Annotated in this window: 15 protein-coding genes and 1 riboswitch; of the genes, 12 read left to right on the top strand and 3 right to left on the bottom strand. The window is 70.4% G+C overall.

Translation table 11 applies throughout. The annotated features are described in order from the left end of the window. Positions 1–9: 9 nt before the first annotated feature. The 5 genes from NRY95_18160 to NRY95_18140 are packed head-to-tail and all read left to right on the top strand — an operon-like array spanning position 10 to position 5,151. A complete protein-coding gene (locus NRY95_18160; protein ID UYC15607.1) occupies positions 10–1,590 on the top strand; it encodes an MBOAT family protein in 1,581 nt (526 codons plus the stop codon). A gap of 13 nt (positions 1,591–1,603) precedes the next feature. After that, complete coding sequence (locus NRY95_18155; protein ID UYC15606.1) at positions 1,604–1,834, top strand: phosphopantetheine-binding protein; 231 nt, start codon at positions 1,604–1,606, stop codon at positions 1,832–1,834. 27 nt (positions 1,835–1,861) lie between these two features. Then, a complete protein-coding gene (locus NRY95_18150; protein ID UYC15605.1) occupies positions 1,862–3,337 on the top strand; it encodes an AMP-binding protein in 1,476 nt (491 codons plus the stop codon). After that, on the top strand, positions 3,334–4,014 hold the full coding sequence (locus NRY95_18145) for an alginate O-acetyltransferase AlgF (protein UYC15604.1): 681 nt from the start codon (positions 3,334–3,336) through the stop codon (positions 4,012–4,014). Before NRY95_18150 ends, NRY95_18145 begins: the two co-directional genes overlap by 4 nt. 3 nt (positions 4,015–4,017) lie before the next feature. Beyond that, the gene (locus tag NRY95_18140) at positions 4,018–5,151 is read left to right on the top strand and encodes an acyl-CoA dehydrogenase family protein (GenBank protein UYC15603.1); all 1,134 of its coding nucleotides are present in this window, start codon (positions 4,018–4,020) and stop codon (positions 5,149–5,151) included. Between the two features lie 15 nt (positions 5,152–5,166). Here NRY95_18140 and NRY95_18135 read toward each other — a convergent pair whose 3' ends face one another. Then, positions 5,167–6,183 (bottom strand): DUF4434 domain-containing protein, encoded by a 1,017-nt coding sequence (locus NRY95_18135; GenBank protein ID UYC15602.1) that lies wholly within the window; start codon positions 6,181–6,183, stop codon positions 5,167–5,169. 229 nt (positions 6,184–6,412) lie between these two features. Here NRY95_18135 and def point away from each other — a divergent pair, with 229 nt between their 5' ends. Further along, complete coding sequence (def, locus tag NRY95_18130; protein ID UYC15601.1) at positions 6,413–6,928, top strand: peptide deformylase; 516 nt, start codon at positions 6,413–6,415, stop codon at positions 6,926–6,928. A 201-nt stretch (positions 6,929–7,129) separates the two neighbouring features. Here the strand turns inward: def and ettA are convergent, their stop codons facing one another. Together ettA and NRY95_18120 are read right to left on the bottom strand one after the other, a co-directional pair. Then, positions 7,130–8,791 (bottom strand): energy-dependent translational throttle protein EttA, encoded by a 1,662-nt coding sequence (gene ettA, locus NRY95_18125; GenBank protein UYC15600.1) that lies wholly within the window; start codon positions 8,789–8,791, stop codon positions 7,130–7,132. A gap of 146 nt (positions 8,792–8,937) precedes the next feature. Then, positions 8,938–10,431 carry an MFS transporter gene (locus NRY95_18120; protein ID UYC15599.1) on the bottom strand — a complete coding sequence of 498 codons (1,494 nt, stop codon included), beginning with the start codon at positions 10,429–10,431 and terminating at the stop codon, positions 8,938–8,940. Between the two features lie 134 nt (positions 10,432–10,565). On the opposite strand from NRY95_18120, the gene NRY95_18115 reads away from it, so the two are divergent. From NRY95_18115 to ribD, 6 genes are all read left to right on the top strand, one after another. Next, positions 10,566–11,480: a helix-turn-helix transcriptional regulator gene (locus NRY95_18115; GenBank protein UYC15598.1), complete on the top strand. Its 915-nt coding sequence runs from the start codon at positions 10,566–10,568 to the stop codon at positions 11,478–11,480. A gap of 238 nt (positions 11,481–11,718) precedes the next feature. Beyond that, a complete protein-coding gene (locus NRY95_18110) occupies positions 11,719–12,168 on the top strand; it encodes an RcnB family protein (protein UYC15597.1) in 450 nt (149 codons plus the stop codon). Between the two features lie 123 nt (positions 12,169–12,291). Further along, the gene (locus tag NRY95_18105) at positions 12,292–13,545 is read left to right on the top strand and encodes a serine hydroxymethyltransferase (GenBank protein UYC15596.1); all 1,254 of its coding nucleotides are present in this window, start codon (positions 12,292–12,294) and stop codon (positions 13,543–13,545) included. 144 nt (positions 13,546–13,689) lie between these two features. Beyond that, positions 13,690–14,220 carry a transcriptional regulator NrdR gene (gene nrdR, locus NRY95_18100; GenBank protein ID UYC15595.1) on the top strand — a complete coding sequence of 177 codons (531 nt, stop codon included), beginning with the start codon at positions 13,690–13,692 and terminating at the stop codon, positions 14,218–14,220. A gap of 7 nt (positions 14,221–14,227) precedes the next feature. Next, complete coding sequence (locus NRY95_18095) at positions 14,228–14,719, top strand: GNAT family N-acetyltransferase (GenBank protein UYC15594.1); 492 nt, start codon at positions 14,228–14,230, stop codon at positions 14,717–14,719. Beyond that, the gene (ribD, locus tag NRY95_18090) at positions 14,716–15,849 is read left to right on the top strand and encodes a bifunctional diaminohydroxyphosphoribosylaminopyrimidine deaminase/5-amino-6-(5-phosphoribosylamino)uracil reductase RibD (GenBank protein UYC15593.1); all 1,134 of its coding nucleotides are present in this window, start codon (positions 14,716–14,718) and stop codon (positions 15,847–15,849) included. Before NRY95_18095 ends, ribD begins: the two co-directional genes overlap by 4 nt. Positions 15,850–16,003: 154 nt before the next feature. Continuing rightward, a riboswitch (FMN riboswitch) is annotated at positions 16,004–16,176 on the top strand. Positions 16,177–16,230 lie beyond the last annotated feature (54 nt).

Raw genomic sequence — 16,230 nt, 5'->3', positions numbered from 1 at the left:
CGACCGACGATGCTGTTCAATTCCTTCCTGTTCCTGCTGATGTTCCTGCCGATCGCGCTGGGCGTGCACTACCTGCTCGGTGCGCTGCAACCGCGCCTGGCCGCGCTGTGGCTGTGCGTGGCCTCGATCGTGTTCTACGGCTGGTGGAATCCGCAGTTCGTGGTGCTGTTGCTCGGCTCGATCGCGTTCAATTACCTGGTCAGCCTGCTCGTGCTGGCGCTGGGGACGCGGCCACGGCTGCAACTGCTGGTCGTCGCGCTGGGCGTGGCCGCCGACCTGGCGTTGCTGGTGCACTACAAGTACGTCGCGGCGATGGTCACCTTCGCCCACGACCTGGGGCTCAACGTCGGCCCGCTGGATGCGTTGATCCTGCCGCTGGGCATTTCCTTCTTCACCTTCACCCAGATCGGCTACCTGCTCGACTGCCGCGCCGGTCTGGTCAACGACCGCAGCCCGCTCAGCTACGTGTTGTTCGTGACCTTCTTCCCGCACCTGATCGCCGGCCCCATCCTCCACCACAAGGAAATGATGCCGCAGTTCAGCAGGCGCGAGACCTACCGTTTCCACGCCGACAACCTGTCGGTCGGCGGCATGCTGTTCGTGATCGGCCTGGCCAAGAAGGTGCTGCTGGCCGACAGCATCGCGCCGCACGCCGACGCCGGTTTCGCCAGCACCGGCGAGCTGCAGTTCTGGGGCGCATGGGCCACGGCGTTGAGCTACGCGCTGCAGCTGTATTTCGATTTTTCCGGCTACTCGGACATGGCGCTGGGGCTGGCGCGGATGTTCGGCATCCGCTTCCCGCTCAACTTCAACTCGCCGTACAAGGCGACCAGCGTGATCGATTTCTGGTCGCGCTGGCACATGACCCTGACCCGCTACATCACCGCCTACCTGTACTACCCGGTGGCGATGGCGGTGACGCGCTGGCGCAGCCGCCACGGGCGCGCCGGCGGCCCGGCCGCGGTGGCCTCGGCGGGCGGCTTCCTGTCGTTGATCGTGCTGCCCACGGTGTGGGCGATGGGCCTGGCCGGCATCTGGCATGGCGCCGGCCTGCAGTTCCTGATCTTCGGCCTGCTGCATGCCGCCTACCTGGCGATCAACCATGCCTGGCGCATCTTCGTCGTCGGCCGCACGCCGGCGGCGCTGCGCAGGTTCAATCCGCTGCAGCATGTCGGTTGCCTGTTGCTGACCTTCGCCGCGGTGCTGGTGGCGCAGGCGTTCTTCCGCGCCGACGGCGTGGGCGATGCATGGCGATTGGTGCAGGGCATGGCCGGCCTGCGCGGCGCGGAAAGCCTGCACGGCCTCGGCCCTGTCGCCGGCATGGGCCTGGGCGATGCCTGGCGCCTGCTGATCGGCCACCACGTGCAGTTGCTGTACATCGCGCTGCTGCTGGCGATCGTATGGCTGGCGCCGAACGCGCACCAGATCATGGGCGTGTATTCGCCCGCGCTGAGCAAGCCGAGCCCGGCGCCGCGCGCGTGGATGCGCTGGCAGCCGAACCTGCCGTGGTTGCTGGCGATGCTGTCGCTGCTCGCGCTGTGCCTGTCGAGCCTGCACAAGGCATCGCGTTTCCTCTATTTCCAGTTCTGACAAGGTGAATCCCATGGACATGCAGACCCTCCAGGCCCAGCTGGGCGACATCGTCGAGAGCGTGATCGGCACCCGCGTGCAGCCCGACGAATACATGGAATCGCTGTTCGATTCGATGTCCAAGGTGCAGCTGATGGTCGAGGTCAAGGACCGTCTCGGCGTGACCCTGCCGATCGACGAGATCGACACGCTGGTCGAATCGGTGCAGGTGCTGGCCGACTACGTCGCCGCGCACCGGCGCTGAGCGTGGACCGCGCCAGGAGCCGCATGCATGCGCTTTGATTTCGAGCGATGCCGTTTCGTCGAGTGCGAACGCGCCGCGCAGGCGCCCGCGCTGCGCGATGCCGATGGCGTGCTGGACTGGGCCGGGGTGTACCAGGCCACGCAGCACTGGGTCGCCCGCGCGCAGCAGGCCGGCGTGCAGCCAGGCCATGCGCTGGTGATCTGGGGCCACAAGCAGGCCGCCTTCGTGGTGGCCATGCTCGGCTGCCTGCAACTGGGCGTGACCTACGTGCCGGTGGACACCATCAATCCACCGGCGCGGCTGCAGCGCATCGTCGCGCTGGTGCATGCCGCCGCGGTCTACGACGCCGCCACCGATGCGTTCGGCGCTGGTGCCGACCACGCGCGCGCGCTGGCGGTGCCGGAGCTGGCCTACATCATGTTCACCTCCGGCAGCACCGGCGATCCCAAGGGCGTGCAGATCGGCCGCGACAGCGTGGCCCTGTTCGCCGGCTGGATCCGCGACTGCCTGGCGCTGGGGCCGGCGCCGGCGTTCCTCAACCAGATGCTGTTCAACTTCGATTTCTCGCTGTTCGACCTGTGCGGCGCGCTCGGCCTGGGCGGGTGCTGCGTGCTGTGCCCGCGCGAGGTGATCGCCGACAGCGACCGTTTCGTCGACCATCTGCGCCAGTCCGATGTGGCGGTGTGGGCGTCCACGCCCTCGTTCGTGCGCCAGCAGCTGCTCAATCCGCGCTTCAGCGCCGAGCGCCTGCCCGCGCTGCAGGTGTTCGTGTTCGGCGCCGAGTCGCTGACCCCGCGCGTGGCCGAAGAACTGTGGGCGCGCTTCCCGCAGGCGCGCATCGTCAACTCCTACGGCCCGACCGAAGCGACCTGTTCCACCACCTGGGTGGAGATCGATGCCGCACTGCGCGCGGCCGCACCCAACCCGTTCCCGATCGGCGTGGCCAAGCCGTATGCCGAGGTATTCCTCGACGCCGGCGAGATCTGCATGGCCGGCGATCACGTGATGCGCGGCTATCTGGACCGCCCCGACCTCGACCAGGGCGTGCTGTTCGAGCACGACGGCAAGCGCGCCTACCGCAGCGGCGACCTGGGCGAGGTCGATGCGCAGGGACGGTTCTACTTCCGCGGCCGCAGGGACGACCAGATCAAGCTCAACGGCTACCGCATCGAACTGGCCGAAGTGGATGCGGCGCTGTCGACCCTGGACGGCGTGGTCGCCGGTGCCGCCGTGGTGCTGCGCCGGCCCGATGGCAGCCTGGTGCGGATGATCGGCTTCGTCGAACTGTCGGTGCCGGGCGTCGGCGCGGTACGGCCGCTGCCGGATGCGCTGCGGGACTGGAAGCGGCAACTCGCTCGCCGCGTGCCGGCCTACATGATTCCCTCCGAACTGATCGCCGTGGACGCGTTGCCCACCGGCAACAGCGACAAGGTCGATCGCAAACAACTGGAGCAGCGCTATGCCATGGCGCGCATGCTCCGCAGCCAGGAAACGCCACGATGAAATGGATGCTCGCATTGCTTGCCGCCGCCGCGCTCGCGCCACTGGCCGCCACCGCCCAACAGGACGCCGCGGAAGGCCGCCTCGCGCAGCTGTACGCCGCGCGCCCGCCGGCCGGTTCGGCGTTCGTGCGCGTGCTCAACCCGGGCGATGCCGCGCTCGAGGTCGGCATCGGCAATGGCGCTGCACAGCGCATCGGCCCGGCCAGCCGCGCCACCCGCTACGCCATCGTCGAAGGCGGCAAGCCGTTCGCGCTGCGCGTGGCCGGCAAGGCGCGCGAGCAGGCGCAGGTCGCCGCCGGCAGCTTCACCACCCTGGTGCTGGACCCGGCCGCGCCGTCGCGACCGCTGGCGGTGCTGGCCGATGGCGGCGGCAGCAGCGATGCGCTCAAGGCCGAGATCCGCTTCTACAACCTGGCCGGCGGCTGCGGCCAGGCGCGGCTGGCGATCGCCGACGGCGGCGCGGTGGTGTTCCCGGCCGTCGCCGCGGGCGCCAGCAGCGCGCGCGCGATCAACCCGGTCAAGGCCCGCCTGGTCGCCACGTGCGGCAGCAAGGACAGCGCGCCGCTGGCGCTGCCGTCGCTGCAGCCCGGCGACCACTACAGCCTGTTCCTGAGCGGCAGCGGCAGCGCGCCGGTGCTGCAGGGCCAGCTCAGCGGCACCGATCCGGTCGGTCGCTGAGCCATGCGCGAGCGCCCCGTGTTCCGCGAAGACCACACCCTGTTCCGTGCGCAGGTGCGGCGTTTCATCGACAGCCAGATCGCCCCGCACTACGCGCAGTGGGAGCGCGACGGCATCACCCCGCGCGCGCTGTGGCGTGCGGCCGGCGCGGCCGGCCTGCTCAACTGCCAGCTGCCCGAGCCCTACGGCCTGGGCGGCGACGCCGTGCATGCCGCCTGCGTGATCGAGGAACTGGCGCGGGCGAATTTCCTCGGCATCGGCTTCTCGATCCATTCGGACATGGTCGCGCCGTACCTGATGCAGTACGGCAGCGACGCGGTGCGCACGGCATGGTTGCCGAAGATGGCGCGCGGCGAGGCGATCGGCGCGATCGCGATGACCGAGCCCGGCGCCGGCAGCGACCTCAAGGCGATCCGCACCCGCGCCGTGCGCCACGGCGAGCACTACCTGCTCAACGGCCAGAAGACCTGGATCAGCAACGGCAGCAACGCCGACGTGGCGGTGGTGGTGGCGACCGTGGCGCCGGAACTGGGCGCGCGCGGCTTGAGCCTGTTCTGCGTCGACACCGCACTGCCCGGCGTCGTCCGCGGCGCGCCGATGGCCAAGATCGGCCAGCACGCGCAGGACACCAGCGAGCTGTTCTTCCAGGACGTGGCGGTGCCGGTCTCGCACCTGCTCGGCGAAGAACAGCGCGGCTTCGATTACCTCGGCGAACAACTGGCCGCCGAACGCCTGGCGATCGCGCTGCGCGCGGCGGCCTCGGCCGAGGGCATGCTCGACCAGACCCTGGCCTACGTACGCCAGCGCAAGGCGTTCGGCCGCCACCTGATCGACCACCAGAACACCCGTTTCGTGCTCGCCGACGCGGCGGCGCGGCTGGCGATGCTGCGCAGTTTCCTCGACCAGTGCCTGGGCGCGCACATGCAGGGCCGGCTGCAGGCGACCACCGCGGCGATGGCCAAGCTCAACGCCACCGAGATCCAGGGCCAGGTGCTGGACGCGCTGCTGCAGCTGCACGGCGGGTACGGCTACAGCAGCGAGTACGGCATCGGCCGCGCCTGGGCCGATGCGCGCGCGCTGCGCATCTTCGGCGGCACCAGCGAGATCCTGCGCGACATCATCGGCCGCGCCCTGTAGGCGCGCGCCGGGCGGCTATGGGCGCCCGGCGCGCCACTGCCGGCGCAGCGCCTGCGCGCGCGGCGAGTCCTGCGACAGCCACGGGTCCAGCGCGAACGCGAAGATGCCGGCGGCGCCGCTGCGCTGCGCCCACGCCAGCTGTTTCTGGATGCGCGCGGCATCGGCGGTCTGCGCCTGGAAGTGGCTGCCGTCGGCCGCCGAGCTGGGCAGTTCCTCGAACAGTTCGACCACCACGTCGAAGGCGACCTGGCGCGCGCGCAGCGCCGCCAGCAGCGGATCCACGCCGTCCAGGTTGTCCAGCCCGGCCACGCCGACGCCGTCCTGCACCATCGGCCGCAGCGGCACCTGGTCGAGGATGCGGTTCCACAGCTGCGGCAGCGAACCGCTGGTCTGCAGCCGGCTGAAATACGTGGAGATCGCGGTGACCTTCCCGGTGCCGGCGCTGGCCGCAGCGCACAGCGCTGCCAGCCAGCTGCACAGGCGCTGCTGCCGCGCGTCCTGCGCCCAGTGGAACTGTTCCAGTTCGTACGGCAGGTACCAGCCGTCGAAGTTGGCCTGCCTGCGCCACGGCGCGGCCTGCAGATAGGCGCGCGCGTGCTCCAGGGTCAGCGCCAGGAACGCATCCAGCGTGGCCAGCTCCGGCGCCTGCAGCGCCTTCCACCAACCGCTGTGGTAGGGCAGGCCGACGCGCACCTGCAGGCCGGCGGCGGCCGCCGTGGAGAAGATCAGCTGCAGCGTGCTGTCCGGCAGGGTCCAGTCCGCGTCGCCGCCGCTGCCGTACAGCCCGGCCCACTGCACCACGATCTGCCGGCAGCCCAGGCGCTGGGCCAGCGCCATGTGCTGTTGCCAGTCCTGCGCGCCCAGGTCCAGGTGGCTGCGCCACGGCTGGATGAAGCTGCCGTCGAAACGTGGCGGATTCGAACAGCCCGGCAGCAGGCCCAGTCCGATCGCCGCCGGGGCCAGCACGGCCAGCCGCAGCAGGTCGCGCCGGCTCGGCGAGAAGAAAGAGGATCCAGGGCGATCGTTGTGCATTGCCTGCGCGCGGCGGAGTCCAGGTCGTTGTTCTACAGCATCGCCACGAAAAAGCGCGTCGCGCCGGGTGCGCGATGCGCCGCGTCGGTCGCCGCAAGTTGAAAGGCATGGGCTTCAGCCCCCACCGCACCCGCAGCCGCGCCACTCGCCGCCAGGTCGAGATGGCCAGGCTGCAAGCGCGCGCCAGTCGGCGGATAATCGGCGCGGCATTCGGCGACAGGAGCAGGGCATGATCCGCGACATCATCCGCATGGGCGACCAGCGCCTGCTGCGCATCGCGCAGCCGGTCGACAATTTCGGCAGCGCGGAGCTGCGCGCTTTGGTCGCCGACATGTTCGAGACCATGGACGCCGCGCGCGGCGTCGGCCTGGCCGCGCCGCAGATCGCGGTGGACCTGCAACTGATGGTGTTCGGCTTCGACAGCAATGGGCGCTATCCCGATGCGCCGCCGGTGCCGCGCACCGCGCTGGCCAACGTGCAGATCGAGCCGCTGTCCGACGAACTGGAGGACGGCTGGGAAGGCTGCCTGTCCATTCCCGGGCTGCGCGCGGTGATCCCGCGCTACCGGCAGATCCGCTACCGCGGCCTGGACCCGGACGGCAACGCGGTGGTGTGCGAGGCCGAAGGCTTCCATGCGCGGGTGGTGCAGCACGAGCACGACCACCTGATCGGGCGGCTGTACCCGTCGCGCATCCGCGACTTCGGCAAGTTCGGCTTCGAGGACGTGCTGTCCTACGAGCTGTAGCGCCGGATCGAATGCCAGGCGATGCCCTTTGTGGGAGCGACTTCAGTCGCGACGGGCGTTACCGGTAGTGCCCGTCGCGACTGAAGTCGCTCCCACAGGTGTCTAGCGCCCTGAGAGAGTCCGAGCCGCAGCAGCGCCCGAATGCACACGGCCCGCTGTGCGCGGGCCGTGGCAAGGTGCATCTGCGCGTTCCGCGCTCGCTTACTTCAGCGCCTTGAAGCGCAGCCGCTTCGGACCGGCGTCGTCGCCCATGCGGCGGCGCTTGTCGGCCTCGTACTCGCGGTAGTTGCCCTGGAAGAACTCCACGTGCGAGTCGCCTTCGAACGCCAGGATGTGGGTCGCGATGCGATCCAGGAACCAGCGGTCGTGCGAGATCACGAAGGTGTTGCCGGGGAACTCCAGCAGCGCGTCTTCCAGCGCGCGCAGCGTCTCGATGTCCAGATCGTTGGACGGTTCGTCGAGCAGCAGCACGTTGCCGCCCTGCAGCAGGGTCTTGGCCATGTGCAGGCGGCCGCGTTCGCCGCCGGACAGGCTGCCGACCAGCTTCTGCTGGTCCTGGCCCTTGAAGTTGAAGCGGCCCAGGTAGGCGCGCGACTGGATCTCCACGCCGTTGATGTTGAGGATGTCCAGGCCGCCGGAGACTTCCTGGAACACGTTGTGGTTGCCTTCCAGCTTGTCGCGGCTCTGGTCCACGTAGGCCAGCTTCACCGTCGGCCCGAGCACGATCTCGCCCGAGTCCGGCTTCTCCTTGCCGATGATCATCTTGAACAGCGTCGACTTGCCGGCGCCGTTGGGGCCGATGATGCCGACGATGGCGCCGGACGGCACCAGGAAGCTGAGGTCGTCGATCAGCAGGCGGTCGCCGAACTTCTTGGTGACGTGCTTGAACTCGAGCACCGCGTTGCCCAGGCGCTCGCCCGGCGGAATGAATATCTCGTTGGTCTCGTTGCGGCGCTGGTAATCGACCGACTGCAGTTCTTCCAGGCGCGCCAGACGCGCCTTGCCCTTGGTGCGGCCGCCCTTGGCGTTCTGCCGCGACCACTCCAGTTCCTTCTGGATCGCCTTCTGCCGCGACTTCTCCTGGTTGTCTTCCTGCTTCAGGCGCTCTTCCTTCTGCATCAGCCAGTCGGTGTAGTTGCCCTTCCACGGGATGCCGCGGCCGCGGTCCAGTTCCAGGATCCACTCGGCGGCGTTGTCGAGGAAGTAGCGGTCATGGGTCACCGCCACCACGGTGCCGGTGTAGCGCGCCAGGAACTGCTCCAGCCATTCCACGGACTCGGCGTCCAGGTGGTTGGTCGGTTCGTCGAGCAGCAGCATGTCCGGCTTCTGCAGCAGCAGCCGGCACAGCGCCACGCGGCGCTTCTCGCCGCCGGACAGCGGGCCGATCACCGCGTCCCACGGCGGCAGGCGCAGCGCGTCGGCGGCGATCTCCAATTGCTGCTCGACCATGTGCGCGTCGCCGGCGGCGAGGATCGCCTCCAGGCGCTGCTGCTCGGCGGCGAGCTTGTCGAAGTCGGCGCCTTCCTCGGCATAGGCCTCGTAGATCCTGTCCAGCGCGGCCTGCGCCTGCAGCACTTCGCCGACGCCTTCCTCGACCGCTTCGCGCACGGTCTTGGCCGGGTCCAGCTCCGGCTCCTGCGCCAGGTAGCCGACCTTGATGCCCGGCTGCGGGCGCGCTTCGCCGCTGAAATCGGTGTCCACGCCGGCCATGATCTTCAGCACCGTCGACTTGCCGGCGCCGTTGAGGCCGAGCAGGCCGATCTTGGCGCCCGGGAAGAACGACAGCGAGATGTCCTTGATGATCTGGCGCTTCGGCGGCACCGTCTTGCTGACGCCGTTCATGGTGTAGATGTATTGCGACATGGGGTCTCCGGAAGGCGCAGGACGCCCGCCGGCCGGGGCCGGAAGGCGACGAAATGAATGTCCTCGATTATAGCGGCACCCGCGCTGGCACGTCGGCTGCCGGCCTGCCTGCGCCGCAGCCGGGGCGGTGCCGCGAGCGGCCGGGTTCAGGTCGCCGCGGCTTGCACGGGGCGGCGCTGGCGCTGCCGGTAGACCAGGGTGCACGCCACCAGCAGCAGCATCGCCAGCCACTCACTGCCCAGGGCCGCCTGCATCGCCGCCAGGCTGCCGCCGCCGCGCGCGTGCGCGTAGACCGCGCCCAGCGCCGCCGGGCCCAGGCCCATCGCCGCCTGCAGGACGGTGGAGAGCATGGCGCTGCCCGCACCCGCATGCTCGGTCGGTACCTGCGACAGGCCGATGCGGTAGAAGCAGGCCACGATCCAGGCCTGTCCGGCGCCGATCAGCGCCGTCGCCGGCGCCAGCGCGCGCCAGCCGGGATGCGGCCACACCGTGTGCAAGGTCCACGCCAGCGCGAGCAGGCCCAGCATCTGCACCATGCAGCCCAGCAGCAACGTCGGCAGCAGCCCGAACCGGGCCACCCCGCGCGCGCTGACCAGCGCCGAGCAGAAGTACGCCGCGCCGAGCACGATGAAGGCATTGCCCGACTGCAGCGGCGACAGCCCGGCGCCGGACTGCAAGGTCAGCGCAAGCACGAACATGAAGCCGCTCCAGCAGGCGAAGAACACCCCGCCCAGCAGCAGCGCGAAGCGCACGCTGGGCAGGCGCAGCAGCGCCGGCGGCAGCAGCGGCACGCGGCCACGGCGCTGCTGCCAGGCTTCGGTGCGGGCCAGCGCCGCCAGCAAGGGCACGCTCGCGGCCAGCACCGCCAGGCACGGCGCCGACCAATGCAGGGTGGGGCCGAGCGCCAGCGGCAGCAGCAGGCAGGCCAGGAACAGCCCCAGCAACCCGGCGCCGGCCAGGTCGGGCGGCATCCGCCGCGCCGCGCGCGTCTCCGGCACCGCGCGCAGGCCCGCCAGCGCCAGCACGCAGAACGGCAGGTTGATCAGGAAGATGGCGCGCCAGCCGGAACCGGCGATGTCGGCCGTGACCAGGGTGCCGCCCAGCACCTGGCCGATGACGAAGGCGATTCCGCCCAGCGAGCCGTACAGCGCCAGCGCCCGCGCATGCGCCGCGCCGCGCAGGCTGACGTGGATGGTGGCGAGGATCTGCGGCACCGCCAGCGCCGCGCCCAGGCCCTGCAGCACGCGGCCGGCGAGCAGGGCGGGCACCGACCCGGCCAGTCCGCACAGCAGCGAGGCCACCGCGAACAGCAGCACGCCGGCGGCGAACACCCGGCGCCGGCCCAGGTTGTCGCCCAGCCGCCCGCCCGCGGCCAGGCCCACCGCGAACGCCACGCCGTACACCGCCACGATCAGTTCCAGCGCCGTCGCCGAGGCGTGCAGCGTGTGGGCGATGGAACCCAGGGCGACGTTGATGATGGAAAAATCGATCAGCGGCAGCATCTGCCCGAGCAGCAGGATCGCCAGGCCCCAGGCGCCCAGCGTCGGCGGCGAGGCGCTGGGGCAGGCGCATGCAGGCGGCTGCCGGTCGAGGCGATCGAGCGAATGGGGCACGGCGGCGGGAGCGGAGGAGGTGGTCATGGCGCGCAGTATCCGGACCACTTAAACTGGTACAAGTAGTTATTTATCCTGGTATTGGTGCTTCCTGCCTGGGGCTGGGATCGCGGCGGTGGAACAGGGAGAACAGCAAGATGTTGAGTGATCGGGTGAATCCCATGACCGACGCGGCGGACGGTGGCGCCGTTGCCGCGCACGCTGCTGCGCTGGCGGCCGAACGCGCACGCGCGCTCGGCGCCTTCCTGCGGGCGCGCCGCGAGAGCCTGGATCCGGCGCGGCTGGGCCTGCCGCGTGCCGGCAGGCGCCGCACGCCGGGCCTGCGCCGCGAGGAGGTGGCCGCGCTCGCCGACGTCGGCGTCACCTGGTACACCTGGCTCGAACAGGGACGGCCAGTGCGCGCCTCCGCACGCGTGCTGACCGCCATCGCCGGCGCCTTGCAGTGCTCGGAGGTGGAAACCGGGCACGTGCTGGCGCTGGCCGGATTGGGCGATGCGGCGCCCCGACTGCAGCCGCTGTGCGAGCGGTTGACCGACACCGGGCGCATGTTGCTCGATCAGCTCGGCCCCTGGCCGGCGATGCTGCAGAGTCCGCGCTTCGACATTCTCGGCGCCAACCCGGCCTTCGAGCGGCTGATGGGGGTGACCCTGGCCGATCTGCCGGACGCCGACCGCAACTGCGTCTACCAGGCGTTCACCAATCCGCACTGGCGCGCCCGCCTGGCCGATCGGGACAACGTCCTGCAGCACATGGTGGCGCTGTTGCGCGCCGCCATGGGCGAGCACCTGGGCGAGCCGGCCTGGGAGCGCCTGCTGGCGCGCTACCGCGCCGCCTCGCCCGAGTTCGACGCCTTGTGGCAGCAGCGGCGCGAGGTGCGCGGGGTGGAAAACCAGCTCAAGCGCTTCCACCACCCGCAGGCGGGCGAACTGCACCTGCAGCAGGTCAACTGGTGGTCGGCGCCGCGCAACGGCAATCGGCTGGTGGTGTACCTGCCTGCCGACGAGGCGGCGCGGGTCGCGCTGCTGCAACTGCATGCGCAGTCGGCCGGGGTCGCCGCGCCGGCCCACCGCCACTGAGCGCATCGTCACCGAGCGCGGACGCGCAGGCCGGGACAAGCGCGCTGGAGCGGTCTTGGATCGCGGCATGCGTGGCCGATCGCGTCGAAATGCCGCTGCGGACAGGAAGAAGAGGGCCGAAACGTAATGCGCGCTTACCCGTTTCGGGAAAGCTGAATGCGTAACCGGTTCCAGCAGGAAGCGGTTCAGACGCCAAGCGCATTAATGCAGTCGTGACACCAAAAGTGACGGAGCAGCCATGAACATCAAACGCATTGCCACCCTTGCCCTTTCGTCCCTGCTGGCGCTGGGTTTCATGGCGCCCGCGGCGTTCGCCCGCGACGGCTGGGACGATCGCGATCCCCGCGGTTGGCACGACCGCGACCACGACCGGCGCGACGACGACCGCGACCGCGGCTGGCGCGAGCGCGAACGCTACGACGACCGCCGCTATTACGGCCAGGGCTATCGCGACGGTTACCGCAGCCGTCCGGACGTCGTCTACTACCGCCCGGGTCCGCCGATTCCGCCGCCGTGGGCGCGCGGCCAGCGTTATTACGGTCCCAACTACGTGGTCTACGACTACGACCGCTACCAGGTGCGGCGCCCGCCGTACGGCTACCGCTGGGTGCGCGACGACCGCGGCAACCTGCTGATGGTCGCCATCGCCAGCGGCATCATCGCCGACCTGGTGCTCAACGGCCGCTGATCCGGGCCGCACGGCACGCCACGACGGCCTCCTTCGGGAGGCCGTCGTCGTTTTGGTTCGCCGCCGGCCCTGCGCGGGGCTTAAACTAGCGGTCTGCCTTTTGTCCATGCCCCTGGAGACCCGATGTTCCCGCGTGCCGCCCGCATCGAAACCTACGATCCCGAACTGGCCCAGGCCATCGCCGCCGAAGCCGGCCGCCAGGAAGACCATGTCGAGCTGATCGCCAGCGAGAACTACTGCAGCCCGCTGGTGATGCAGGCCCAGGGCAGCCAGCTGACCAACAAGTACGCCGAGGGCTACCCGGGCAAGCGCTACTACGGCGGCTGCGAATTCGTCGACATCGCCGAGCAGCTGGCGATCGACCGGGTCAAGCAGCTGTTCGGCGCCGACTATGCCAACGTGCAGCCGCATTCGGGTTCGCAGGCCAACCAGGCGGTGTACCTGGCGCTGCTGCAGCCCGGCGACACCATCCTGGGCATGTCGCTGGCCCACGGCGGCCACCTGACCCACGGCGCCAAGGTCAACGTCTCCGGCAAGCTGTTCAACGCGGTGCAGTACGGCGTGAACGAGCAGGGCCTGATCGACTACGACGAAGTCGAGCGGCTGGCGCTGGAGCACAAGCCGAAGATGGTCGTGGCCGGCTTCTCCGCGTATTCGCAGAAGATCGACTGGGCGCGCTTCCGCGCCATCGCCGACCAGGTCGGCGCGGTGCTGTTCGTGGACATGGCGCACGTGGCCGGCCTGGTCGCCGCCGGCGTGTATCCGAGCCCGCTGGAGCATGCGCACGTGGTCACCTCGACCACCCACAAGACCCTGCGCGGCCCGCGCGGCGGCATCATCCTGGCCAAGGGCGCCAGCGAGGAGCTGGTCAAGAAGCTGCAGTCGATCGTGTTCCCGGGCATCCAGGGCGGTCCGCTGATGCATGTGATCGCGGCCAAGGCGGTGGCGTTCAAGGAAGCGCTGGAGCCGGAGTTCAGGGACTACCAGCAGCAGGTGGTGAAGAACGCGCAGGCGATGGCCAACACGCTGATCGCGCGCGGCTACAAGATCGTCTCCGGCGGCACCGAGAACCACCTGATGCTGGTGGACATGATCGGCAGGGACGTGTCCGGCAAGGACGCGGAAGCGGCGCTGGGCAAGGCCCACATCACCGTCAACAAGAACTCGGTGCCCAACGACCCGCGTTCGCCGTTCGTGACCTCGGGCCTGCGCCTGGGCACCCCGGCCATCACCACCCGCGGCTACCTGGAGCAGGACAGCATCGACCTGGCCAACTGGATCGCCGACGTGCTCGACGCCCCGGCCGACGCCGCGGTCATCGCCCGCGTGCGCGACGCGGTGACCGCGCAGTGCCGGAAGTATCCGGTGTATGGCTGAGGTGTCGGGACTCGGGACTCGGGACTCGGGACTCGGCAAAGCGCCGGCTCCCGCGCCTGCCTGCATGGCCGTCATGCTGGCAGGTCGATGGATTGCGCTTTTCCCCGAGTCCCGAGTCCCGGGTCCCGAGTCCCGGCTTTCCTGATGCATTGCCCTTTTTGCCAGCACACCGACACCCGCGTGATCGATTCGCGGGTGTCCGAGGACGGCGCGACGATCCGTCGCCGCCGCGAGTGCGAGGCGTGCGGCGAACGGTTCAGCACGCTGGAGACGATCGAGCTGAAACTGCCGACGGTGATCAAGAGCGACGGTGGCCGCGAGGCCTTCGATGCGCGCAAGCTGCGCACCAGCTTCGATCGCGCGCTGCAGAAGCGGCCGGTGGCCGAGGAGCAGATCGAGGCGGCGGTGCGCGCGGTGGTGCACCAGCTGCGCATGTCCGGCGAGCGCGAATTGCCGTCGATCCGCGTCGGCGAGTACGTGATGGCCGAGCTGCGCAAGCTCGACCACGTCGGCTACGTGCGCTTCGCCTCGGTCTACCGCAGCTTCCAGGACGTGGCCGATTTCCGCGAGGAGATCGAGAAGCTCGAGCGCGAGCTGCCGGTGGGCAGCGAGCAGTTGCCGCTGCTGGAGTTGGTCCGTGCCGACAAGCCGGGCGACAAGTCCGGCAAGCGCTGAGGGCGGCATGCGCATCGTCTGCCTGGCCGAGGCGCCGCAGCACATTCCGGCGCTGGCCCGCGAACACCTGCAGGCCTTCGGCGAGATGCTGCCGGAGTGGAACGTGGTCGAGGCCGAGGCCGACCTGCGCAGCCATCGCTGCGACAGCCGCATCCCGACCAGCTGGATCGCGCTCGAGGGCGACGACTGGCTCGGTTCGGTCAGCCTGCTGCAGAACGACGATGCGCGCATCCGCCAGTTCTCGCCGTGGCTGGCGACGCTGTACGTGCGCCCGCAGGCGCGCAGCGGCGGCGTCGGCGCGCGGCTGGTCGCGCATTGCGTGCAGGCCGCAGCGCGGCTGCAGGTGGGCCATCTGTATCTGTATTGCGAACCGCGGCTGGTGCCGTACTACGAAGGCCTGGGCTGGCAGCCGCATGTGCAGCTGCCGCTGGGGCCGCTGCAGGTGACGGTGATGCGCATCGACGCCGGCGCGCTGGCGGCACCGGCGCAGAGCGCATGAGCGCGGACGTCGTGAGCGCGGACGTCATGAGCGATTTCTCCGCCGACGATCATCGGCACATGGCGCAGGCGCTGCGCCTGGCCGAGCGCGGCGCCTACACCACGCGTCCCAACCCGATGGTCGGTTGCGTGATCGTGCGCGACGGCGCGGTGGTGGGCGAGGGCTTCCACCAGCGCGCCGGCGGCCCGCATGCGGAGGTGTTCGCGCTGCGCGCCGCCGGCGCGGGCGCGCGCGGCGCCACCGCCTACGTGACCCTGGAACCGTGCGCGCATTACGGGCGCACCCCGCCGTGCGCGCTGGCGCTGATCGAGGCCGGGGTGGCGCGGGTGGTGGCGGCGATGGCCGATCCGTTTCCGCAGGTCAACGGCGGCGGCTTCGCGCTGCTGCGCGAAGCCGGCGTCGAGGTTCGCTGCGGGCTGATGGAAGCGCAGGCGCGCGCGCTGAACCGTGGCTTCCTGTCGCGGGTGGAGCGCGCCCGACCGTGGCTGCGGATCAAGCTCGGCGCCAGCCTGGACGGACGCACCGGGCTGGCCAGCGGCGAATCGAAATGGATCACCGGCGCGGCCGCGCGCCAGGACGTGCAGCGCTGGCGCGCGCGCGCCGGGGCGATCCTCACCGGCGCCGGTACCGTGCTGGCCGACGACCCGTCGCTGAGCGTGCGCCTGGACGATGGTGCCGAGGTCGTGCCGCCGCTGCGCGTGGTGCTGGATGCGCAGCTGCGCACGCTGCAGCAGGCCAAGGTGCGCGACGCCGCGGCGCCGACCCTGTACCTGCATGCGCCGGGCGTGGCGCCGCCCTCGCTGCCCGGGATCGAGTTCGCCGCGGTCGCGCTGCAGGCCGGCCGCTTCGATCTGGGCGCGGTGCTGCAGTTGCTCGCCGCGCGCGGCATCAACGAGGTCCAGGTCGAGGCCGGCGCGACCCTGAGCGGCGCGCTGCTGCGCGCCGGCCTGGTCGACGAAGTGCTGGTGTACCTGGCGCCGCTGCTGCTCGGCGACGCCGCGCGCCCGCTGCTGGCCGGGCTGGGCATCGACACGATGGCGCAGCGCGTGCCGCTGCAGTTGCTGGAGACGCGCCAGGTCGGCGACGACCTGCGCCTGCTGCTGCGGCCGGCGGCGACGGACGCCGGGTAACGGCAACCGGCCTCTGCTGCGCCGGCGCGCTGCCGCCACGGCGCAAGGTTGCCGCCTTCGTCGCGACGCTACGTCCCATCGGTGGCCCGCCCCGCCGCAGCGGCCGCCATGTTGCGCCCTGCTAGAATGCGCGAGCCGGTTCGCCGGCAACCACAAACGTCTTCAGGGCGGGGTGCGATTCCCCACCGGCGGTAGGTGCGTTCGCGCACGAGCCCGCGAGCGCTTGGGTCGTCGGGCCGGCACACGGGTGCGGTTCGGGGACGCAAGGTCAGCAGATCCGGTCCGATGCCGGAGCCGACGGTATAGTCCGGATGAAAGAAGACGGCCTTCGCGCAGCCTTGCGGCTGTGCGCGCGCCTGTTTGCCTTGTGGCGTTTTTCGC

The organism is Xanthomonas campestris pv. phormiicola, from assembly GCA_025666215.1.
GTDB lineage: Bacteria > Pseudomonadota > Gammaproteobacteria > Xanthomonadales > Xanthomonadaceae > Xanthomonas_A > Xanthomonas_A campestris_A.
This window is presented reverse-complemented; position numbering and strand designations above follow the sequence as displayed.